Origin of the sequence: Isoptericola maris, from assembly GCF_048065335.1 — a bacterium.
GTDB classification, from domain to species: domain Bacteria; phylum Actinomycetota; class Actinomycetes; order Actinomycetales; family Cellulomonadaceae; genus Isoptericola; species Isoptericola rhizosphaerae.
Map to the genome: position 1 here is coordinate 1 of NZ_JBLUNY010000012.1, position 21,215 is coordinate 21,215.

The 21,215-nt window shown below is 73.1% G+C and carries 18 protein-coding genes; 1 reads left to right on the top strand and 17 read right to left on the bottom strand.

All coding sequences use genetic code 11. The features are described from left to right. Nucleotides 1–106 precede the first annotated feature (106 nt). The 3 genes from ACH5HR_RS15225 to ACH5HR_RS15235 form a co-directional block, all read right to left on the bottom strand. Nucleotides 107–403 carry a WXG100 family type VII secretion target gene (locus ACH5HR_RS15225; RefSeq protein ID WP_416478643.1) on the bottom strand — a complete coding sequence of 99 codons (297 nt, stop codon included), beginning with the start codon at nt 401–403 and terminating at the stop codon, nt 107–109. 126 nt (nt 404–529) lie between these two features. Next, on the bottom strand, nt 530–1,129 hold the full coding sequence (locus ACH5HR_RS15230) for a hypothetical protein (protein ID WP_416478645.1): 600 nt from the start codon (nt 1,127–1,129) through the stop codon (nt 530–532). Nucleotides 1,130–1,301: 172 nt separating this feature from the next. Next, nucleotides 1,302–1,598, bottom strand: a complete 297-nt coding sequence (locus tag ACH5HR_RS15235; protein WP_416478643.1) for a WXG100 family type VII secretion target — start codon at nt 1,596–1,598, stop codon at nt 1,302–1,304. Between the two features lie 285 nt (nt 1,599–1,883). Between ACH5HR_RS15235 and ACH5HR_RS15240 the strand changes: the two genes are divergently transcribed. Further along, on the top strand, nt 1,884–2,135 hold the full coding sequence (locus ACH5HR_RS15240) for a hypothetical protein (protein ID WP_416478647.1): 252 nt from the start codon (nt 1,884–1,886) through the stop codon (nt 2,133–2,135). Between the two features lie 15 nt (nt 2,136–2,150). Here the strand turns inward: ACH5HR_RS15240 and ACH5HR_RS15245 are convergent, their stop codons facing one another. The 14 genes from ACH5HR_RS15245 to ACH5HR_RS15310 all read right to left on the bottom strand — a co-directional run bounded on the left by ACH5HR_RS15245 (nt 2,151) and on the right by ACH5HR_RS15310 (nt 21,173). Continuing rightward, on the bottom strand, nt 2,151–2,957 hold the full coding sequence (locus tag ACH5HR_RS15245; RefSeq protein WP_416478648.1) for a hypothetical protein: 807 nt from the start codon (nt 2,955–2,957) through the stop codon (nt 2,151–2,153). Then, nucleotides 2,954–3,571, bottom strand: a complete 618-nt coding sequence (locus tag ACH5HR_RS15250; protein ID WP_416478650.1) for a hypothetical protein — start codon at nt 3,569–3,571, stop codon at nt 2,954–2,956. Before ACH5HR_RS15250 ends, ACH5HR_RS15245 begins: the two co-directional genes overlap by 4 nt. 29 nt (nt 3,572–3,600) lie before the next feature. Then, a complete protein-coding gene (locus tag ACH5HR_RS15255) occupies nt 3,601–4,269 on the bottom strand; it encodes a hypothetical protein (RefSeq protein ID WP_416478651.1) in 669 nt (222 codons plus the stop codon). 71 nt (nt 4,270–4,340) lie between these two features. Further along, nucleotides 4,341–5,780, bottom strand: coding sequence for a hypothetical protein (locus ACH5HR_RS15260; RefSeq protein ID WP_416478652.1), 1,440 nt, complete (start codon nt 5,778–5,780; stop codon nt 4,341–4,343). Nucleotides 5,781–5,789: 9 nt separating this feature from the next. Continuing rightward, complete coding sequence (locus ACH5HR_RS15265; RefSeq protein WP_416478653.1) at nt 5,790–6,095, bottom strand: DUF6317 family protein; 306 nt, start codon at nt 6,093–6,095, stop codon at nt 5,790–5,792. A gap of 102 nt (nt 6,096–6,197) precedes the next feature. Then, nucleotides 6,198–10,691: a type VII secretion EssC family protein gene (locus tag ACH5HR_RS15270; protein WP_416478655.1), complete on the bottom strand. Its 4,494-nt coding sequence runs from the start codon at nt 10,689–10,691 to the stop codon at nt 6,198–6,200. Between the two features lie 32 nt (nt 10,692–10,723). Next, nucleotides 10,724–10,981, bottom strand: coding sequence for a hypothetical protein (locus tag ACH5HR_RS15275; RefSeq protein WP_416478656.1), 258 nt, complete (start codon nt 10,979–10,981; stop codon nt 10,724–10,726). Next, nucleotides 10,978–11,679 (bottom strand): hypothetical protein, encoded by a 702-nt coding sequence (locus tag ACH5HR_RS15280; protein ID WP_416478657.1) that lies wholly within the window; start codon nt 11,677–11,679, stop codon nt 10,978–10,980. The genes ACH5HR_RS15275 and ACH5HR_RS15280 overlap by 4 nt, the downstream gene beginning before the upstream one ends. Further along, nucleotides 11,672–13,303, bottom strand: coding sequence for a serine/threonine-protein kinase (locus ACH5HR_RS15285; RefSeq protein WP_416478658.1), 1,632 nt, complete (start codon nt 13,301–13,303; stop codon nt 11,672–11,674). The genes ACH5HR_RS15280 and ACH5HR_RS15285 overlap by 8 nt, the downstream gene beginning before the upstream one ends. Continuing rightward, complete coding sequence (locus ACH5HR_RS15290; protein ID WP_416478659.1) at nt 13,304–14,995, bottom strand: hypothetical protein; 1,692 nt, start codon at nt 14,993–14,995, stop codon at nt 13,304–13,306. It lies immediately after the preceding gene. Further along, complete coding sequence (locus ACH5HR_RS15295; RefSeq protein WP_416478661.1) at nt 14,992–15,828, bottom strand: PP2C family protein-serine/threonine phosphatase; 837 nt, start codon at nt 15,826–15,828, stop codon at nt 14,992–14,994. Before ACH5HR_RS15295 ends, ACH5HR_RS15290 begins: the two co-directional genes overlap by 4 nt. Beyond that, nucleotides 15,825–17,312 (bottom strand): RDD family protein, encoded by a 1,488-nt coding sequence (locus tag ACH5HR_RS15300; RefSeq protein WP_416478662.1) that lies wholly within the window; start codon nt 17,310–17,312, stop codon nt 15,825–15,827. The genes ACH5HR_RS15295 and ACH5HR_RS15300 overlap by 4 nt, the downstream gene beginning before the upstream one ends. Continuing rightward, nucleotides 17,309–19,822, bottom strand: coding sequence for a transglutaminaseTgpA domain-containing protein (locus ACH5HR_RS15305; protein ID WP_416478663.1), 2,514 nt, complete (start codon nt 19,820–19,822; stop codon nt 17,309–17,311). Before ACH5HR_RS15305 ends, ACH5HR_RS15300 begins: the two co-directional genes overlap by 4 nt. Beyond that, nucleotides 19,815–21,173 (bottom strand): DUF58 domain-containing protein, encoded by a 1,359-nt coding sequence (locus ACH5HR_RS15310; RefSeq protein ID WP_416478664.1) that lies wholly within the window; start codon nt 21,171–21,173, stop codon nt 19,815–19,817. The genes ACH5HR_RS15305 and ACH5HR_RS15310 overlap by 8 nt, the downstream gene beginning before the upstream one ends. Nucleotides 21,174–21,215: the final 42 nt, after the last annotated feature.

Genomic DNA, 21,215 nt, shown 5'->3' on the forward strand with positions numbered 1-21,215 from the left:
GCCGCCCGCTCGCTGCTCGTCCGCAGACGTCGAGGGGCGGCCCGGACGAACCGGACCACCCCTCGACACCACCAGCCCCGCAGGGCCGGGCACCGCTGAGACGACGTCAGCCGCGGATACCCTGCGCCAGCTGCGCGTCCGCGTCCGACAGCGTCTGCGCCGCCTGCTCCAGGAACGACGCCATCCCCTCAAGACCCTCAATGGCCTGCGTCGTGCCCGTCGTGAACTCCTCGTAGGACGTCTGGAACGCCCCCGACGCCTGGTCGGTCACGAAGCCCGACGACACCAGGTTGCTCACCTGCGTCTGCAGGTTCTGCAGCACCTCGGTCAACTGCTGCTGACCGCTGCGCAGCTGACCAGCCTGAGACCGCAGCTCGTCGTACGTGACGTTCATGTTCGCCATGAAAAACTCCTCGATCGTCGCTTCGGCCGGCCCTCGTGCACTGGCCGATCCGTCCGTCGAGGACGACCCTAGCCGTCACCATGGGCGGCGGTCGATGGGGACTCCTCCCCATGGAGCATCGACGTCTCATGGCCGCACGGTCGGTTCCGCCACCCCCGTCAGGTCGGCGACCGCGCGTTCCACGTCAGGACCCGCCATGCCGCCTGCCGCGCGCAGCGGACGGTAGGCGGGGACGAACGCCGCCGCCGCCGTCCCGTCCCGCAGCCACACGGCCGCGGCATCCCGGTTGCCGTACACCGCCCGGCCCGCGGCGACCGCCTCAGGCCCGCGCCGCACCGTCCACCGCGGCCCGGTGTCCTTGCGGCCCCAGATCTCGAAGGCATCAGGTGCCGCCACGACGGCGACCGCGCTGCCACCCATCGGCAGCCATCCCTTGCGTGACGCCCCGAGGCTCGCGGCGATCTCCGTCATCTCCGCCGTCGTGAAGCCCGGCACCACGACCGCGCCCGGTCGACGGGACGCTGCGTTCTCAGCACAGGAACGAGCCCGCCGGGTGACCACGGCGACCGTGATGACGACGATCGCCATGACGACCAGCAGCGCGATCCAGATCGCCGCGGCGTCAGGGTCGCCGTCCTGGAGTGTGCGCACCAGTCGCAGGATCGACACGACGCCGATCACCACCAGCGCGACGGTGTAAGCGATGCGCTTGTTCTTGGCGCTCACGCGAAGGATCCTCTCGGTTCTGGGATGTCGTCGGGACCTTACCGCGGACCGACGTCCGGGTGGCGGGCCGCCCGCTCGCTGCTCGTCCGCAGACGTCGAGGGGCGGCCCGGACGAACCGGACCACCCCTCGACACCACCAGCCCCGCAGGGCCGGGCACCGCTGAGACGACGTCAGCCGCGGATACCCTGCGCCAGCTGCGCGTCCGCGTCCGACAGCGTCTGCGCCGCCTGCTCCAGGAACGACGCCATCCCCTCAAGACCCTCAATGGCCTGCGTCGTGCCCGTCGTGAACTCCTCGTAGGACGTCTGGAACGCCCCCGACGCCTGGTCGGTCACGAAGCCCGACGACACCAGGTTGCTCACCTGCGTCTGCAGGTTCTGCAGCACCTCGGTCAACTGCTGCTGACCGCTGCGCAGCTGACCAGCCTGAGACCGCAGCTCGTCGTACGTGACGTTCATGTTCGCCATGAAAATCTCCTCAGTCTCGCTCCACCGGCCGACCTCTAGCCGGCCACCCGTCGTCGAGGACGACCCTAGCCGTCACCATGGGCGGCGGTCGATGGGGACCTCTCCCCCCCGGAGCGGGGTCTGTTCGCGGTGCCCGAGCGACGAGCGCGACGCTCGCGAGGACGAAGATGATCGCGACCATGGGGCTCCCGCGCTCCGACGGCGGCGCCGGCCGGCAAAATCCCGTAGCCTGCGGCCGTCACCACCCACTGCGCCCGCCGTCGGGCGGAACGAGGAGAACACCCGATGCCTACTCGCACGAACGGCTCCCCGCCGACCCGCCGGAAGAAGATCGAGACGCCGGTCATGATCGCGACGTTCATCTGCATCGTCCTCGCGGGCATCGGCGCCCTCACCGGCTTCGAGGTCCTCGGTGGGCTGGGACCTGTCCCGGTGCTGATCGTGCTCATCGTGGCGGTCTTCGCCGTCGGCGCTGCCATGACCGTCCGGAGGATCGGTGCGCTGCGGACGGCGTCCGCGGACAGACCGAAGGGCTGACCAGCCACCCGCCGGTCAGCCTGCGCGTGAGCTGCGCCGCCTCTCCTGGCGCCGCGCAGTCAGCTCCGCGAGTCGCGCCTTGCGCTGGTTCGGACTCATGGTCGCGACCCCCTCCGTCGTCGGCTCGGGGCCACCGGTGAACCTGCGCACCCAGGCTCGCCGCCCGAGCACCACGCTCCACAGCGCGAGCCCCGCCGCGGCGAGGAGCAGCACCACGCTCGCCACGGAGGGGACGTCGCGCGCGAGACCGACGAGGGCCAGGAACCAGCCGAGACCCGCTGGGAGCATCGCGAGAAACATGCGCCCGTCAGGAAGCCATCCAGACACGTAGAACCGCATCAGCAAGCGCGTCAGCCTCGACTCGCGTACCGGCTGGAGCGACAGCGCCACCCCACCGACCGTGGGCAGACCGATCGTCCGCCCGCGTCCTACCCGCTGCGTACGGGACAACGGTTCGCCGGCGTGTCCGGGACGCAGCGAGCGGCCGACGTAGACGAAGGACAGGGCGGCCAGTGGCCAGCTGACCGCCGGCAGGTACCAGAGGACGCCCGGCCCCCAGAGGACCACGAGCAGCGGGATCGCCAGAGCGAACGCCACGCCTTCGGAAGGGTCGGTCGCGATGCCCTCCCACACTCCACCCAGCTCCATGGTGCCGTCCATGGCGACATACACCAGGATGCCCGGGCCCAGCCCGAGGACGACGAGCGAGAGCACCGTCCATACCAGGCCCACCACGAGGTAGCCCATCGGCCTGAGGGCACGCGCCGCCCGGCCAGGGACCGGCGGACCGGCGACGCCGTGCTCGTCGGACGCGCCTGTCACCGTGCGGCCCGCTCCGGTCGGGCCTGGTCCGCCACCCGCCCGTCCTCGCCGTCCGGCTCCATGAACGTCAGCGAATCGAGGATCTCGTCGAAGAGCGTGGCGAACGGCTCTGCGGACGGGATGCCCGGCACGTTCACCCGCGCCAGGAGAAGCTTTGAACCGTCCGGGTACGGGATGTGGTACTCGAGTCGCATCGTGAGGACGACGTCACCCTCCTCCGTGTGCCCCTGGGTCATCTCCGCGACACGTGCGACGGGACCGTTGCGCTGCGGCGCGACCTCGCCCGACGGAAAGCCAGCACTCAAGGCTTCCGCGACGTCGCCGCGGTCACGAGCCTCGGCGGAGGCCTCGGGCCACTCCTCGTCCCGGGCAAGGATGACGGCCGGGAACGGCACACCCGGCAGCAGTTCCAGAGACATCAGGTAGGTGTGGACACCTGCCGCCATCGCGGCACGCACGTTCTCCGTCACCTCCTGGGCCGCCTCCCGGCGGGCGCGGGCGAGCCGGTCCGCCCTGCCCACCTGGCGCCGCACGAGCCGGCGCACGTGCGCGACCGCGGTCTCCTCGTCGTCCAACGGGATGTTCGACCACGTCCCGGGAAGGACGATCCGCATCCGTCCCTCCCTGAAACCCACCTCGCGCGTCACGCCGCCTCCAGCTCCACCGACAGACCATCGAGCAGGTCGACGACCGCCTGCGCCATGTCGTCGAACACGGAGACCCCGTTCGCGATCACGGTCACCTCGAGCATGTCAGGGCTCCCCGGGGGGAAGACGCCGAGCGCGACACGTTCCTCCAGGTGCGCGACCCCGTCGCCGAGGTCGCCGTCGAGATGACCGATCATGAGGTGCGCGCCGCGCACAGAGCCCGCGGGCACGTCCGCGTCGATCGCCTGGGCATACATGTACGGCGGGTCGTGCGAGTCGGCGACCAACCGCTCGAGGTCCGCGGCGAACGACTCCACGGTGAGCCCGGCCTGCGCTACGACGGTCAGCATGGCGTCGACCTCGCCCCGCTTCGGCTGCCGGACCAGGAACGCCACCGCGAGACCACTGATCCCGCTGGCGGTCGCCGACCGCGCCACGTCGGCGATCCGCTCCGCGAGCGCCTCCGACGGATCGGCCTCGGCCGGCGTCGGTTCGTCCGAACCGGGCACGACCTGCGAGAGAGTCGTCACGGCGTCCGCCGCACCGGGCGGGACGAGGCGGGCGGCGGTCTCTCGTGCCCAGCCGTCGATGTCGTCCAGCCCGAGCGGCACGAGCGTCCATCCGTCGTCCAGGCTCAGCTCGTAGCCGGCCACCCTGCGTGTCACGTCGGTCTCCTTGGTTCGAGGCTGCTGACCGGGCTCATCCTAGGGCTGGCAGCGGTCCACGGGCCGGGGCGTCAGCCGGGATCGGGCACGCCGCCGGCGAGGCTCAGTCCACCGCCGATGAGCTTGCCGTACGGACCGCCCATGCCGGACGTGCCGAGGCTGACGCCCGGAGTGACGGCGCTACCGAAGTCCCCGACACCCATCTCGTTGGCGAACGAGACACCGTTGCGCACACCGTTGAAGGCCGTCACACCGAATCCCCCGACCGCGGCGATCGACGAGGTCACCGAGCTGATGTTGTCCATGTGGATGGTCCCGATGGACCCGGGCAGCCGAGCGTCCATCCGACCCATCACCTGCATCATGTCGGTGACGTCGTCGTTGCCGAAGATCGACCGCATCCCCGAGGCCGTGAAGGGGTTGGGGAACATGGTCTTCAACCCCTGCCCGATGTTCCCTCCACGGAACAGGCCCGCGACCTGCTTGTCCGCAGCCGAACGGACGAAAGGCGACTTGAGGACCTCAGTGACGCGCTGCCCGTTGGTCTGCGCGAAGACCTTCCGTGTGCTCTTGAGCGTCGCCGCGCCGAAGACGTTCTTGGCATTCCTGGGCGACATCCGCGAGGCCGTCTGCACGACCATGCGCGCCTTGGAGTACTTCGCGAGGGCGCTGATCGCCTTGCCTCCGAAGAGCGACAGCGCGGCGAGGCCGGCGGCGCCGACGACACCCCACCATGATCCTTGTCCTCTCGCGGCCTTGAACACTGCGTTGACGACGGCGAGGATCGCGCCGACGGCCGCGAGCACGAGGAGGATCTGCCCGAGGATCGGTACCCAGGACAGGAAGATCGCGAGGATGCCGGCGATGTCACAGATGACCTTGACGACCTTGTAGACGTTGTCCCAGACCTCGCCGGCCTTGTCCCAGAACCCGTCCTCGAGACCGTTCACCTTGTCGCCGGTGACTACCTCGTCGATCCTGTCCCGCGCGCCCCGCGCCGCGCTGTCCTTGTACTCTCTCGCCTCGTTCCACTGCCCCTGCCAGTAGCTCAGGCTGCCTTCCAGGCTTGAGACACGCGCGTTGGCGGTCGTCAGTGCGCTGTTCGCGCTGTCGATCTCACCCTGCTGAGAATCGTTGGGCAGGTCGTCGACCTCGCTCTGGGCGTTGCTCGCCGTCGCCCGCGCGGACGCCAGGTCGTCCTCGATCGTTGCGATCTGGGCCGCCGCGGTCTCCGAGTCGGAGATCGCGACGTCCAGGAACGACGCGTAGGACACCAGGGCGTCACCCGTCTCTCGGTACCGCTCCGTTGCCTTGGAGATGTCCTCCTTGACGTCCGACGCAAGCTTCTTCGTCTCGTCCATCGACTGCGCGGTGGTGCTCGCGTCGTCGACGATCGACTCCAGCGTCGAGGTCGCCCGCTCGATGGCGTCCGCGATCTCCTGGTACTTCTGCCCCTTGCTGCGGACCAGCTCGGCGTTCCCGTCGAGCTTCTGCCACTGCGTGTCACCCATGACGTCCTCCTACTTCGCGTTCTCCGCGGCGTCTTCGAGCGCCTTGGCAAGCTCTGTGTCGATCTCGGAGAACGTGTCCGCGACCTGCTGGATGATGCCCTGCAGCTTCTCGACGTTGCCGGTCATCTCCTCGCGCTTGATGCGCCACTTGTCCGCGAAGTCGCTGACCTTGTCCCGCAGCTCGTCGTGCCCGGTCGCGTCTGCGGCGTCCTCGGCCCGTTCGTCGGCCCCCTCGAACTCCTCCTGGATCGTCTTGAGGTCGGTCGCGAGCGTGCGCAACGCCTCCATGTCGATCGACAGGTCGTATCCGGCCACGTCTCTCCCTCGTTCTCGCAAGCTCGCCATCACCGCCGGGCAGCACGCTAGTCCAGCGGGTCCGTCGCGGTCGATGGGGAGTCCTCCCCATCGACCGGGCGATCAATCGTCCAGGACCAGCGGCAGCTGTACCCGCGTGTGCTTCCCGCGGGCGATCCACGCGCCGCGGCCAGGCGGGAACTCACCCTTGCCCGCGCGCGGCAGCGACGTCTTGAGGATCGTGTCGCCGTCGAGGTTCTCCGGCTGCAGGATGAGTCCGCGGCGGCCGTTCTTCACCTCGCCGAGCAGCGGCCAGGTGGCGCCCCAGCCGCCGGTCTCCGCCTCGGCGACCAGCAGGTGGTCGCTGTTGCGCATCGCCTTCGTGAGGTCCTGGATCGGCTTGTCCGCCGGGGACTGCAGGTACTCGTTGATGCCCTCGATGAGCACGACGATGCCGGGATCGACGTCGTCGTCCTGGACCGCGTCGAGGAGGACCGTGGCGAGCGCCTTGACCTTCTCCGCCCCCGTGGCCACCTCGGTCCAGGGCAGCTTGTCCGCGATCGCCGACCGCCCCTGCGCGAACAGGTACAGCCGCGCCTCGGGGTTGGCGCGCAGGACGGACCGCCCGATCGCGACGAGCGCGTTGCTGCGCCCCGAGCCGGGCGGCCCGGCCACGACCATCGTGCCCGTCGGGTCGAAGCCCACCGGTCCGAGCGTGATGCCGTCCAGGCCCAGGACCGGCTGCCCGTCGAGGCGGGGCGGGAGCTCGTCCGCGCGGTACTCGGTGGGCAGCACCCGCACCGCCGGTGCCGGCCGCACCCCGGCCTCGAGCATGGACCGGCCGAGCTTCTCCGTGGCCGCGGCCTGCGCCGAGACCGACGTCGTGCCGCCGATGACCGCGACCTGCACCTCGAGGCCGTCGAGCAGAGCCCGCCCGTTCGGTGAGTCCGAGGTGATGACGTCGCGCGGCGCGTTGAACGCCAGGTACCCGTCGTCCGTCATCCGCAGCAGCAGGTTGCGCTGCACCATGGACCGCACGTACGTGGGGACGGCGCCGGCGCGGTCGGCGGTGAACACCGTGTGCATGCCCAGCGCACGTCCGTCGTTGAGGATGTCGCGGAACACGTCGAACCACTCCGCGCGGCCCGCCCCGACCTCGAAGTCGTCGCGGAACCCCGGGAACCCGTCCACCAGCAGCAGGATGCGGGGCACGTCGGAGCGCCCCGTGAGCTGGCGGTACTCGGTGATGCTCGACGCCGACACCGCGGCGAACTCCTCGCCGCGCCGCTGCAGCTCGCCGCGCAGCATCCGCATCACGGCCACCACGCGCTCGATGTCGTCGCCCTTGGCGATCCCGCCCACGTGGGGCAGCGACGACAGCATCCGCAGCGCCCCGGCGGCGAAGTCCAGCCCGTACACGTGGACCGGGCCGCCGCGCGGCGTGATGCCCGCGGCCGCGGCGAGCGTGCGCAGGGCCGTGCTCTTGCCGGCGCCGCCCGTGCCGTACACGCCGAGGTGACCGTCGGAGTCCGGCTCGAAGTAGACGGGGCGCTGCGCCTGCTGCTCCGGAATGTCGGCGACACCGACGAGCAGCTCGGTGTCGGTGCGCTGGTGGAGCCTCGTGAGGTCGTAGGCGTCGGCCATCGAGTCCAGCCACGGCCGGCGCGGGGCCGGCAGGCGCGCCGCGGTGAACGCCGCGGTGATCTGCGCGACGAGCCGCTGCTGGTCGTTGGGGCCGAGGTCGACGTCGTCGTCCACGACCGCCGACGGGTCGACGGGCTCCTCCCACTTCTCCTCCCGCCCGAAGTGCAGCCCGGCCACCTCGATCGCCGCCCGTTCCGGCTCACGCGTGCTCCAGGCGCCCGCATAGCCGGACTGGAAGGCCTGCAGCCGGCCCGGGCCGGTCTTGACCACGCCGCGACCGGGGATCGCCGGATCGATGTGCGCCGCGTCCTTGATGTCGACGACGTCGCTCGAGTCCGACTCGTCGGCCATCCGCAGCGCCACCCGCAGGTTCGTGTTGGCGCGCAGGTTGTCCTTGATGACGCCCGCAGGCCGCTGGGTGGCCATGATGAGGTGGATGCCGAGCGACCGCCCCCGCTGCGCGACGTCCACGACGCCGTCGACGAACTCCGGCACGTCCCCCACCAGCGCCGCGAACTCGTCGATGACGATGACGAGCGCCGGCGGGGTGTCCGGGTCCCCCCGCTTCTCCAGCTCGAGCAGGTCCTTGACCTTCTTGCGGTTGAACAGGTGCTCGCGGTGGTGCAGCTCGGCGCGCAACGACGTCAGCGCGCGCAGCACCAGGTGCTGGCTGAGGTCGGTGACCAGGCCGACGCAGTGCGGCAGCTGCACGCAGTCGGCGAACGCCGACCCGCCCTTGTAGTCGACGAAGAGGAACGTGACGCGGTCCGGGCTGTACTCGGCGGCCATCGCGAGCACCCACGCCTGCAGGAACTCCGACTTGCCCGCGCCGGTGGTGCCGCCCACCAGGGCGTGCGGGCCCTGGGTGCGCAGGTCGAGGTGCTGCGGGTCGAGACCGGCCGAACCGACGATCGCGCGCAGCGAGCCCGCCCGCTTGCGAGGAACGGCCTGGGCGCGGTCGTACACGGAGAGGTTCTGCCGCCAGCGCTCGATCACTGCTCCGGGGTCCTCGAAGAGGTCGTGCCCGAGAAGCCCGGGCATGGTAACCGAGCGGGGCAGGTCGGAGGAGTCGTCCACGATCGCGCCGGCGTCGAACACGGGCGCCAGACGCCTGCCGTAGTCGAGGGCGGTGGTGGGGTCGACCTCCTCCAGCTCCACGTCGTCGACCCACCGGCCCAGGCGCACCATGCCCACGCGCGGACCGTGCTCGCCCAGGTCGACGAACGTGCGGCACGCCGCCGGCATGGTCGCGGCGTCGACGGAGATCCACAGGGGGAACACGCCGGCGTCCGGCCCGTTCTCGGCGAGCTGCACGAGCCGGGCGCGCTCGACGTCGATGTCGTCGCTGATCACCACGACCACCGCGGGGACCGGTGACTTCGTCCCGGTCTCCGCCTTCTTGCCGCCGACCTCCGCGCCGCGCTCGAGTGCCGCGTCGTCCTCGTCGATCGCGCCGCGGCGCTGCGGCCCCCGCTGCGTCTTGAGCCGGGTGGCGACGAGCTCCTCCAGCTCGGCGACGAGCCGCGCGGCACCGCTGGCGGAGTCGGCGAGGTGGTGGCCCTCGATCGGGCTGTGCGGCGACGACGTGTGCGGGATCCACGTCAGCCACTCCAGCGGCCGCGTCCACACCGGGCTGACCATGCCCGTGACGACGAGCTCCGACGGCGAGTGCAGTCCGGTGAGCTGCAGCAAGGCCGCGTTCAGGCTACCGGCCACCCGCGCGGGCGGACCGGCGAAGCCGAGCGCCCCGGCGTCGTACAGGTTCTCCACCACCGGGACGCCGGCGACGTTCTCGTAGCGGTCGACCACCGCGTCGAGACGGTCCTGATACTCCTTGAGCATCGCGCCCTTCGGCGCCTCCTTGACCGTGTTGCGCGACGGCATCGTCCCGATGCCGAACCGGACGTTGAGGAAGCTCCAGTGCTCGGGCCTGCGGGTCCACAGCATCGGGCCGTGCCGCATGGCCTCGGCGTAGACGTGCGGCGTCGCCGGGGCCTCGCGCAGCCGCACGGACCGCTCCGTCTCCTCCTCGGCGGCCAGCGCCTCGCGCAGACCGACCAGCCGTTCCTCGAAGCGCGCGATGTCGCGTTCCCGGCGCTTGCGCTCCTGCCGGCCCCGCGTGAGGTAGTTGCCGATCAGCAGCATCGGCGACAGCGCCATGAACATGAAGCCCATGGGCCCGCGGCCCATCGCGATCATGAACCCGCCCATGAGCACCGGCGCGAGCAGCGCGATCCAGGGGAACTCGCGCGGCTCGGTCTCCTTCGGCACCTCCGGCGACTCGAACTCCTCGCCCGTGTACCGTGCCTCGACGCGCGGCGAGCGGGTGAAGGGCACCGGTCCGGCCTTGGGCGCGACCCCGGACAGCGTGCGCGGCTGGCGCCGCTCGATCGTCATCGTCGTGTCGCCCACGACGACGCGCTGGCTGCCCTCGACGCGCAGGCGCTGCACGTGGTCGCCGTCGACGAGCACGCCGTTGGCCGACCCGAGGTCGACGACGTCCACGACGTCGCTGACGTCGAGGCGCAGGTGCCGCTTGGACACCAGCGGGTCGGTCAGCACGACGTCGCAGTCCCCCGCCCGACCCAGCACCCAGCTGCCCTCGGGCAGGTCGATGCTGCTGCCGTCCGCGAACCTCAGGGTGGCGCGCACGTCGTGCGACCCCGGGTAGTCGAAGCCCGGCCGGTCCAGCTCGACGACCGCGACCTCCGCACCCGAGCCGATCCAGGCCTCACCCAGTGCCGCGTCCGCCGGCAACCGCACCGGCTTCTCCTGGCCGGGCAGCCGCGCCTCCAGGGTCCGGGGCCGGTCGTCCGCGCCCCCGGCCCCGCCGGAGGGCACGGCCCGCGCTCCCGCAGGGTCGACCCGCGCGACGGTCGACGCCACCTCGCCGATGGTCGCGGCGGCGTCGGCCGTGATGACCACGTCGTCGTGCGTGGTGTCGGGGCGCCGGAGCGTCACCTTGACGCGCATCGTTCTCCTCGGTTCTGGTCTCGGTCAGGGCGTCAGCGTCGCCGGGTCAGCAGGGTGGCCACCGCCGTCACGACGGCGGCGACCAGGGCGCCGACCACCATCACCGTCCAGGTGGTCGCGTCGGTCGCCTCGCGGGCCAGGGCACCGTAGAAGTCCGCGGGATCGCCGGTGCCGGCCCCGTCGGCGAGCACACCGGTCGCGACCCTGACGACGAAGACGATCGCGGCGACGGCCGCCGCCACCACGACGGCGAGCTGCCACCACGTGGGGCGGGCGGGACGGTTCGTCACTCGGCGTCCTCCTCGACGTCCAGCAGCGGCAGGTCCTCGGCGCTCACGAGCCGCGAGGCCACCGCGTACTCGACCAGCCGTGCGCGCCGGTTCGTCGCGAGCCCGCTCCCCGGGCGTCCGCGCAGCCCCTTGACCCCGATCCGGTCGAGCTTCTCGCACACGTTGTCGAGCTTGCGGTTGAACCGCGTCGTGGTCCAGCCGAGCCGGGCCGCGGCGTCCGCGGACGACGGGATCTCCGACACGCCCGTGCCGTCCCGGCGCAGCATCGGCTCGCACAGCGCGACGACGAGCTGGCGCTGGCTCGTGGTGAACGGGATCAGGCCGATGGTGGTGGCACCACCGTCCGGCTCCTCGGTGCGGATCTCGGCGTACGGCGCCGGCTCCAGACGAGCCAGCAGCTCGTAGGTGGTGGGCCCCGCCGTGAAGACGATGGAGGTGGACGGGAAGACGATCGGCAGGGAGTTGCCCGGCGACAGCCACGACTGCACGCCGCCGGCCGCGTCGCACACCGTCACCGCCAGACGTCCGCCGACGTTCCCGAGCCACCACAGTCCACCGCTCCGGGTGATCTGCAGGAAGCGGCGGTGCAGGTAGGGGTTGTCGTCCAGCTCGAGGTCTCCCTCGCGGCCGATCTCGAACACCTTGTCCGGGTCCGGGCGGAACCACTCCCCCGCGAACTCCACGGCGAGCTCAGTCATCGACGCACTCCAGCTGCGACTGCACCGACATGGCGCCCGACCGGTTGATGACGACCTCGACGCACGTCTGGCCGCCCTCGGCGCGCGGCACGCGGACCTCGGTCTCCTCGGTCGGCTGGTACCGGGTCTCCGCACCGATCTCGGGCACGCGCCAGCCGTAGACGTCGCCGTCCTGCGGCTCGGGGTTGGTCCACGTGAAGAGGACCTCGTCACCCTCCACCGTGCCCTCCAGCTCGGTGACGCCGGGCACGAGCCCGCCCAGGTTGTCGGCCGGGCCGCCCGGCTCGTCGACCGCCTCGGTCACGGCGGGGTCGGGCGGCGTGCCCTCGTCGACGGGTGCGTCCGGTCGGAGGGCGACGACGACGGCGACCACGGCGGCGACGGCCACGACACCCGCAACCACCAGGGCCGCGACGACCCCCGGCCGCCCGGCGGGACGCCCCTCCGGCGCGGCGGGCTCCTCGGGCGACGTCGCGGGGGATGCCGGTGCCGCCACGGACCGGTGGACGGTGTCGCCGAGGTCGTCGGCGAGCCCGGGGGCACCGGACGCCGCGCGATATCCGGGCGGCGACGCGGCGCTCCCGGGCGTTGCCGGGGACGCCGCCGAGGCGACGGAAGCGGCCGACGACGCGCTACCGGCCGGGCCCCGAGGATCGACCGAGACCACCTCACGCAGCCGTGTGCCGACGTCGTCCTCGTCGGCAGGGCTGGCGCCGCCGTCGTCCGGGCCGTCGTCCTCGTGCACGACCCGGTCGTCGTCGAGCAGGTCGATCGGCGTGACGGCGAAGGCCAGCTCCGTCTGGACGGCCTGCAGGGCGCGGGCGAACGCGAGCGCCGTCGGGTACCGAGCCGCGGGGCTCTTCGCCATGGCGGTCCCCAGCACCCGCTCCAACGAGGCGGGCACGTCCGAGCGCCCCGTGGGGCGTACGGGAGCCGACTCGATCCGGGCCACGAGGTCTGCGCTCGAGTTGGGTCCGCCAGGCACCTCGAACGGGGTCCGGGACGCCAGCAACGAGTAGGTCGTCGCCGCGAGCCCCCAGACGTCCGTGCCGACACCGGTGCCGGGCGGGTCGGCGAACGACTCCGGTGGGGACCACGGGATGGACATCCCCTCGGCCCGGCCGGCGTCGTCCAGCGTCGAGGAGATGCCGAAGTCCGTCAGCGCCGGGTGCCCGTACTCGGTCACGAGGATGTTCGCCGGCTTGATGTCACGGTGCAGGATGCCGGCGCGGTGCGCCGTCTCCACCGCGCCCGCGATCTGCACCGCGATGCGCAGCACGTCCGGGACGCTGAGCCGCTCGCTGCGGTAGCGCGCACCCAGGTTCGGGCGCGAGCAGTACTCCAGGGCGAGGAAGGGCCGGCCGTCCGCGGCGACGTCGGCCTCGTACATCGTGACGATGGACGGGTGCGTCGAGAGCGTCGCCATGAGGTCGGCCTCGGCGTCGAAGGCCTCCCGCTGCCCCTCGCCGGTCCACTCGTGCAGGAGCACCTTCATCGCCACCCGGCGGCGTGGTCGCCGCTGCTGGTAGAGGAAGACGTCGGAGAACCCGCCGGACCCGATGAGCGAGACGTAGTCGAAGCCGTCGATCTCGGGAGGCGGGGAGGGCGGGCGCTTGCTGCTCACTCAGAGGATCCCTTCGAACGTCAGCGTGACGCCGTCACCGAGGTCGACGACGTCGCTCGCGACGACGAGCACGGGCTCGCCGGGGTGCAGGCGCAGCGGCGGCTGCCCGGCGCGCAGGAGCGTGGTCCCGTTCGTGGTGCTCATGTCGCTGACGAGCACGTGCCAGCCCTCGAGCCGCACCTCGACGTGGGAGCGTGAGATGTCCTGCTCCGGGCTGGGGACGGTGACGAGTCGGGGCAGGTCGTCGCCCGCGGCGCGCGGTGAGCGTGGCCGGCGTCCCACGACGACCGGTCGGTCCAGCGTGACCCGCGGCCCGTCGGAGACGGCCATGACTCCGAGGGACGGCCGGGGCACCTGCTGCGCCTCGCCGACGAGCGGCTGGCCGCACGTCGCGCAGTGGTCCCGCTGCGGCGGGTTGGGGTGGCCCGCACCACAGGTCCGGGCCAGGATGGCGGGCCGACCGGGCAGGGGCGCCGAGGCGAACGACGGTCCGGGTGCCTCGGGGGCTTCCGGCGCACCGGGGACCGCCTGCTCACCCACCGGGTTCTCGTCCGCCGTGTCGGCGAGCGTCACTCCCGCGACCGACCGCAGGTCGGCAATAGCCGAGGACATCACGGTGCTGCCGTCGATCTCGTCCTCGACGCCGGCCGCGACGTCCGGCCCGGGTGCCGCGGCCGGAGTAGGCGCGTCGGGCACGGCGCCGTCCGACGCGACGCCCGGGTCGGCGCCGCCCGGCCGGGCCGACGCTGCAGGCTGGGCCGACGCTGCGGGCTCGGCGTCCTCGCCGTCCTCGTCCTCCGCGGGGCGGACCGCAGCGGCCTCGACCCCCTGCATGAGCGTGGCACCCCACAGGTGGTCGAACCCCGTCGTCTCCTCCACCGGAGGCTCGACCGCACCCGAGGAGTCGCTCGGGCCCGCGGGCACGGCCGGGGCGTCCACCGGGCCGGGTGCTTCGGGCGCCTCAAAGCTCTCGGAGGGCCCGGGAGCGAAGGTCGCCTCCGGAGCGAAGGTCGCCTCGGGCACGATCGTGGCGTCCGAGGCACGCGGGACGTCCGGCGCGCTCGAGTCCGCCGACGACGACCCGTCCGGCTCGTCGACCACCGCACGGTGCGCCGGCGAGGCCTCCGCGTCCCCGGGCTCGGGCGTCGTGGACCGGTGCGGGACGACGTCGTCGTCGACGTCCCACGGTTCCGGCGCTGGCTCCGCCCGACGCGGGGCCGAGGCTGCCACGGCGTCCTCCGTGAGCCGCACGCCCACCGACGTCACGAGGACCACCCCGGAGGTGAGGGGCAGCGCCCGGACGTCCACGAGATCGGCGTCCGGCTCGGTGGTCCCGACCTGGACCGCCAGGTCGACGACGTCGTCGAACGTCCGCTCGGCCCACGTGGTCACGCCGTCCCCGGAGACCTGCTCGCGCCCGTCCGTCCGAGCGACCGTCACCGAGGCGGCTCCGCGCGCCGCGACCTGCACCCGCCGATCGTCCACCACGGCGAGCGCGAAGGGCGGCAACGAGGCCAGGCTCGCCCCGAAGGCGCCGGTGAGCACCTCGAGGACCCGCACCACACCGCCACCGTTCTCCAGGACGCCCCAGAGCTCGGCCACCAGCTCCGGCGTCACCTTCTCGGGCAGCACCACCACGGTGCCGCCACGCACGACGGCGTAGGCCGGACCGATCACGTAGCGTGCCGTCACGTCAGCGCCCCTCTCCACGGCGACCGCCGGGGCACCGTGTCCTCCTCGTCCTGATGGTCCGCGTGCCCGTCCCGCGGGGCCGTGCTCTCGAGAGCCTCCGTCAGCCCGTTGGCATCGACCACGACGACCGTGATGTTATCGCGGCCGCCCGCGTCCAACGCCTCTTGGACGAGCCGGTCCGCCGCCGCCTGCGGGTCGGCCTCGGCGAGGAGGATCAGGGAGATCCGCGCGTCCGGGACCTCGCCCGTCAGTCCGTCGGAGCACACCAGCAGCCGGTCCCCGGCGTGGACCGGCAGGAACCAGAAGTCCGCCTCGGGGATCTCGGGTGCCCCCAGCGCGCGAGTGACGACGTGACGGCGCGGGTGGGTCAGCGCCTGGTCGCGGGTGATGCTGCCCGCGTCCACCAGCTCCTGGACCTCCGAGTGGTCCACGCTGACCTGTTCCAGGTCGCCGTCGGCCAGGCGGTAGGTCCGCGAGTCGCCGACGTTCACGACCAACCAGTAGGGCTCGCCGCCCTGCGCGGTGAGGGCGACACCCGTCAGCGTCGTCCCCGCGCCCCGACCGGTCGCCGTCTCGATGCCGCAGACGGCGTCGTGCGCCCTCCGCACCCGGCAGCGCACCTGGTCGACCCCGACGACCTCGGCACCAACCAGCGGCCGCAACGCCTCGACGGCCGCCTCGCTCGCCACCTCGCCCGCTTCGTGGCCGCCCATCCCGTCGGCCACGAAGAACACCGAACCGCCCGCGAGGTACGAGTCCTCGTTGAGCCGGCGCCGAGCGCCGCGGTGCGTGGCGGCTCCCCAGAGCAGGCCGATGCTCGTCGGGTCGCTCATGCCCCGCCGTCCGAGCCGATCACCGTCAGACGGCGTTCGCCGAGCTGGACGACCCACCCTGCCGTGACGGTCACGGGTTCACCTGCGCGGAGCTCCCGCACGGACCCGCTCGGGGCGACGGCCGCGCTGCCGTTGGTGCTCCCCAGGTCGGTGACCTGCAGCCCGTCCGGCGTCGGGAGCAGCTCCAGGTGGGTCTTGGACACGGACCGCGTGAGGTCCTCCACCCGCAGCAGGGTGGCCGCGGCACCGGCGTCCTGCTGGGGGTTGCGGCCCACCAGCGTGCGCGTCGTGACGTGCACGCGCCGGTCCGGCTCGACCTCCACGACGATGCGCGACGGCACCGCCGTCGCCGCCCCCTCGCTGCGGCGCGACGAGACGCTGAACCGGGTCGCCTCGAGGTCGTCCTCGAGCGCGGCTGGCACCCTGCCCACCGCGTCCGCGTTCCCGGCCTCGGCCGGGCTCTGGGGTGCCGGCACCGTCGGCGGGGTCTCGCGAACCGGCACCGCCGGGCTCCCCGGGCCCGGGCGCCCCTGGGTCGCGGCATCCTGTTCCGGCAGGGCCGGGGACACCCCGGGGACCCCCGTGATGACTCCGCCCGAGGGCGTTCGCTGCCCTGCCGCAGGGAAGGACCAGGGGTCCGTCCCGCCCGCGGTGGCCGGACCCTGCGGTGCGACCGGGCCCGCCGGCTCGACGGGCAGGCCCCCCGTCGGGGCCGCCGACGCCGCCGAACCCTCTGGTACGGGGAGCGACGTCGCCGGGGCGAAGCTGCGCGGCGGGACGCCCCGGACGTCCCGGACCAGCGCGCGCGAAGCCTTGTCGTGCCAGCCCTGCCGCCGGCCGGTCGCGTCGAAGGTCGGCGAGACGAGCACCAGCACGGTGCCGATCAGGGGCAGCACACCGCAGAGCGCCAGGACGAGCCAGCGCAGCAGGCCACGGCCCGCACCGATCGTGCCCTCGCCGTCGAGCGCCATGGTACGGATGCCCAGCACGGCGTTGCCGAGGGTCCGGCCGCTGAGGCCGTCGGCCAGCGCGAGACCGAGCCACCCCAGGAGACCGATCAGGCCGACCACCCCGTAGACCACACCGAGGGCGGCCATGAGCTCGCTCGTCGCCGCCTGGACGCCCAGCTCCGTCGTGGTGTCCCCCACGGCGGCGTAGCGGTCGGGGACGCCGGTGGCCAGCGCCGCGACGAGGCCTCCCGCCCCGGCCACGAGCGAGACGGCCGCCAGGTCGAGCACGTAGGCGCCCGCCCGCCGGCCCGTACCGGCCAGCGGCGGCTCGGCCCGTGCGCCGGACGCCGCGCGCAGCATCCCGGCCGCGCCGTGGCGCGTGCTCTCCCGCAGCTCCGGCTCCGTCGTCCCCTCGAGGCGCGGGCTGATGGCGCCCGGCTGCCGGTGCGGCGTCGCTACCGTCGGCGTCCCGCACACCGTGCAGAACGCACCACTCTGCTCACCCGCCCCGCAGGCGGTGCACGTCGTCGTCATCGTTCCTCCCGCTGCTGCGCCCGTGCCTTCTGCCGTCGCGCGCGGGCCATCCTGCCACGCACGGCCTGGACGCGGGCCGCGGCGGTCCGGGCGAGCGCCCGCGGACCGGCCGTGAGGCCGCGGAGCACCACGGTGCGCACGGGAGGCGCCCCGACACCCCGCACCGACCGCAGCGAGAACCGCGCGGCGACCCGACGGCGCCACGGGACCGAGCGGTGCAGCTCGTGCAGCACCCCGTCGACGTCCGTCCAGTACTGGTCGACCTCCGCGACCGTCGGTGTCTCCGCGCCGAAGACGACGTGGTCGGCGCGGCGGGCGAGCACTGTGGTCGCTGCCGCACCGGACGGTGCGTGCTCGGCGAGCAGCCGCGCACCCTCGCGACGTGTCGCTGCGGGAGGCACTCCCGCGCCGAGGTCCGTCGCGGTGTCGAGGACCTCACGCCAGCCACCGCTGACCCGGTCGACGAGCACGGGTGCCGACCGGCGTCGACCCCGGCGGCGCGCCTTGAAGGCCAGCACGAGCAGCAGCGGCAGCACCAGGACCGCGAGCGGGATGCCCACGGTCACGACGACGGTGGCGATCCGGCGCCAGTCCACGCCCTCGGCGTCGTCCTCGTCGCGGTCCTCGTCCTCGACGTCGCCCGGGTCGGCCTCCGGCGGCTCCTCCGGAGACTGAGGGTCCTCGAGGACCGGCGGCTTGGGAACCTGGCGGGAGCGCGGCAGCGGCTCGACCTTGTTGTCCTCGTCGGGCACGACGTCGAACGGGACCCAGCCGTGCCCCTCGAACGGCACCTCCACCCAGGCGTGCACGTCCGCACCGGTCACGGCGTACGGCGTCCCCGGCGTCCACGTCTTCTCGTCCGGGTAGAAGCCCATCACCACGCGCGCCGGGATGCCGGTGCTGCGGGCCATGAGGGCGAGCGCCGTGGCGAACTGCTCGTCGTCGCCGACCATCTCGTCCTTGGCGAGCAGCTCGTCGAGGCGTGCCGCCGAGTGACCGGGGCGAGAGGCGGGCTGGTTCTCCAGCCCGTGGGAGTAGACGCCGGTCGCGACGAGAGCGTCGCGGATGTTCGTCAGGCGTTCGAACGGGTCGGTCGCGTCGGCGGCGAACTGCTGCGCCTTCGCCGGCACGGCGTCCGCGACGTCCTTCGGGTCGGGCAGATCGACCTCCAGGATCGGTGTCTCGGCGAGAGTCTCCTCCGCGGGCACCTCGTCGACCACCGTGTCGAGCCGGTACGAGTCGCCCGGGCGCAGGCCGGCGGTGACGATCGCGGTGCCGGAGGTGCTGTTGTAGTACGTCGAGGCCGACAGCTCCTCCGCCCGGTCCCCGGCGAACTCGATGCCGGACAGCTCGCCCAGGTCCGGCAGCCAGACACCCGAGTAGCCCGTGACCGTGACGTCGACCGACACGCGTTCGCCGCTCGCGACGGTGTCGATCACCTCTCCGGCGCGGCTGAACACGCCGGTCTCGCCCCCGCTCGAGACGTCGTACACGGTCCCGGCGTAGGTGTCGAGGGTGGCGAGCCGCACCCGGCTGCCCTCCGGCATCCCCTCCACCGTGAACAGGGTGGTATCCGTCAGGTCCTTGGTGTAGCTGCGGAAGCCCACCAGCGGGCTCGTGTACTCGTGCAGGTCGAGCGGCGGCGTGATGATCTCGCGCAGGACCACCCGCTCGCCGGCGGAGAGCTGCGGCGCGACGAGCACCGCCGCGACGCCGCCCAGCGCGAGGATGGCCGCTCCACCGCGCAGCCGTTGGGCACGCAGGCGCCGGGTGGCGCCGCGGCTCGCCTCGGAGAGCAACCGGTTGGCCCCCATCCGGCTCTCGGCGGCGCGCCACGAGGCCCACAGCAGGCCGAGGACAGCGACCACGAGCCCCTGCAGCACGGGCAGCGCGGGCAGGACGGTGCCGAGCAGCGCGACACCGGCCAGCGCCACGACGACGGGGAGCATCGCCCACGCCGCTCGCGTGGCCCGCCACGCGATCGTGCCGGACAGCACCCCGGCGAGCAGCAGGAGGAGGAACGGCACGACGGCGAGCTCGGGGAACGACGACAGCGGCGGGACGGAGGTGATGAACTCCTTCCACCCCTGCACGGCACCGAGCGCCAGCTCCTGCCAGGTGGCGGGTGTCGGCACGACACCGCCCAGCGCGGTCCCCGGGAGGGCGAGCGCCCCACCCAGCAGGAAGTAGGCGAGCACGGTGGCGAGCGCCGTCAGGAGGACCGGCCAGCGCTGCCACGCGGCGACCCACGCTACGAGCAGCCCGACGCCGGCACCGCCGAGCGCGGGCAGGAGATACCCGTCGGTCCCCCAGGCCGGCCCGAAGCCGAGGGCGACGACCGCGAGCATCGCCGCCAGCGCGACGCCGTCGACCGCGCCCGCCGCCGTCAGGGCCCGCGGTCGCGTGCTGTCCCGGCCGCGGGCTCGCGTGGTCGCCGCACGCGCCTGCGTGCGCGACGTGCCTCCCGTGCTGCCGGTGCCCTCGGCGAGACCTGTTCGCTCGTCAGTCATGCATCCTCCGCAGTGCGAGGGGGAGGTCGGCGAGCTCGCCGAGGGTCAGCACCTGCATGTCGGCGACGCGCCCGCGGCTCACGCCGCTGCCGGGCGCGCACCGCAGCGCGACCAGGCGGGCGTCCACCGGCAGCCGCACGGCCGCCGCACGCAGGTCCGTGGAGGTCACCGTGCTGCCCACGACGACAGCGACGACGGAGGCGTCCATCGAGGTCCTCGACGCGACCCGCGCGACCTCGGCGAGGCTGGTGCGGCCCGCGGCGAGCTCCAGTCGGGTCAGGTCGTCGAGCAGCCGGGTGCGGTGGTCGCCGCGCACCCGGCCGCGCTGGACGAGCACCGTGAGACCGCCGTCCTCCCGGATGGCCTGCAGGCCGAGGGAGCCGCACACCGAGACCGCGAGCTCGAACTCGTCGGGATCGGCGTAGTCCTCGGCGCGCGTGGACAGGATGACGGCGAGGCGGGACCGGCGGGTCTCCTCGAACTGGCGCACCATGAGCTGGCCGGTGCGCGCCGTCGACTTCCAGTGGATGTGCCGGCGGTCGTCGCCGGGGACGTAGTCGCGCAGGGCGTGGAACGAGATGTCCGAGTCGGAGATGTCGGGGGTCACCCGGCCCTCGAGGTCGTGCAGCAGCCCCGTCGACGAGCCGGAGAGCGGCAGCGTGCGCGGGTGGACGAACAGCTCCTCCGGCTCGGTCCACACCAGCTCGCGGCGCAGCAGCCCCAGCGGGTCGGCGCGCACCGAGCGCACCGGACCCAGCGGGATGACGGCGCGCCGCTGCGTGGGGACGGCGAAGATCTCCTCGTGCTCCGCCTGCGCCCGCAGCCGCGGCACCGGGAACGTCGCGACGCCCCGCCCCACCTGCAGCTCCATGACGGCCGGCAGCATGGGCCGCGCGGACCCGTTGCGCACGACCAGCCGGCCGACCGCGCGGTCGCCGACGACGACGCGGCGCGAGGCCACGTCCAGCGTGACGTCGTACCGCAGGCGGCCGAGCACGAAGACCACGGCGCCCACCAGGGCCACCGTCACGGTGACGGCGATGATCGCCGTCTCCTGCCACCGCAGCGCGACACCAGCCCACCACGAGGCGACGGTGAGCACCAGCACGCACCAGCCGAGCGGTGAGACGACACCCAGCACGGGAGCGCTCCGGGTCCAGACCTGCGCCGACCCGGCACCGATCGCACGGCCCGCCGAGGCGGCGTGCGCGCGCAGCGCCGGCCACCAGGAGCGGCGCCTGCGCCGCCCTGCCGGCGTCGCGACGTCGGCAGCACCGGGGTCGACGGCGTCCGGGGAGGCGTCGGGTGACGCGGCGGCGACCTCCGGCTCGGCGGTCGTGGTGCTGGTCATGGTGGCTCCGGGAGGAGAAGGCGGGTCGGGGTTCGGTGCGGG

Coding starts and splice junctions, on each gene's coding strand:
- ACH5HR_RS15225 (WP_416478643.1), bottom strand. CDS start 403: ATGGCGAACATGAACGTCACGTACGACGAGCTGCGGTCTCAGGCTGGT.
- ACH5HR_RS15235 (WP_416478643.1), bottom strand. CDS start 1,598: ATGGCGAACATGAACGTCACGTACGACGAGCTGCGGTCTCAGGCTGGT.
- ACH5HR_RS15240 (WP_416478647.1), top strand. CDS start 1,884: ATGCCTACTCGCACGAACGGCTCCCCGCCGACCCGCCGGAAGAAGATC.
- ACH5HR_RS15250 (WP_416478650.1), bottom strand. CDS start 3,571: ATGCGGATCGTCCTTCCCGGGACGTGGTCGAACATCCCGTTGGACGAC.
- ACH5HR_RS15260 (WP_416478652.1), bottom strand. CDS start 5,780: ATGGGTGACACGCAGTGGCAGAAGCTCGACGGGAACGCCGAGCTGGTC.
- ACH5HR_RS15270 (WP_416478655.1), bottom strand. CDS start 10,691: ATGCGCGTCAAGGTGACGCTCCGGCGCCCCGACACCACGCACGACGAC.
- ACH5HR_RS15280 (WP_416478657.1), bottom strand. CDS start 11,679: ATGACTGAGCTCGCCGTGGAGTTCGCGGGGGAGTGGTTCCGCCCGGAC.
- ACH5HR_RS15295 (WP_416478661.1), bottom strand. CDS start 15,828: ATGAGCGACCCGACGAGCATCGGCCTGCTCTGGGGAGCCGCCACGCAC.
- ACH5HR_RS15300 (WP_416478662.1), bottom strand. CDS start 17,312: ATGACGACGACGTGCACCGCCTGCGGGGCGGGTGAGCAGAGTGGTGCG.
- ACH5HR_RS15305 (WP_416478663.1), bottom strand. CDS start 19,822: ATGACTGACGAGCGAACAGGTCTCGCCGAGGGCACCGGCAGCACGGGA.
- ACH5HR_RS15310 (WP_416478664.1), bottom strand. CDS start 21,173: ATGACCAGCACCACGACCGCCGAGCCGGAGGTCGCCGCCGCGTCACCC.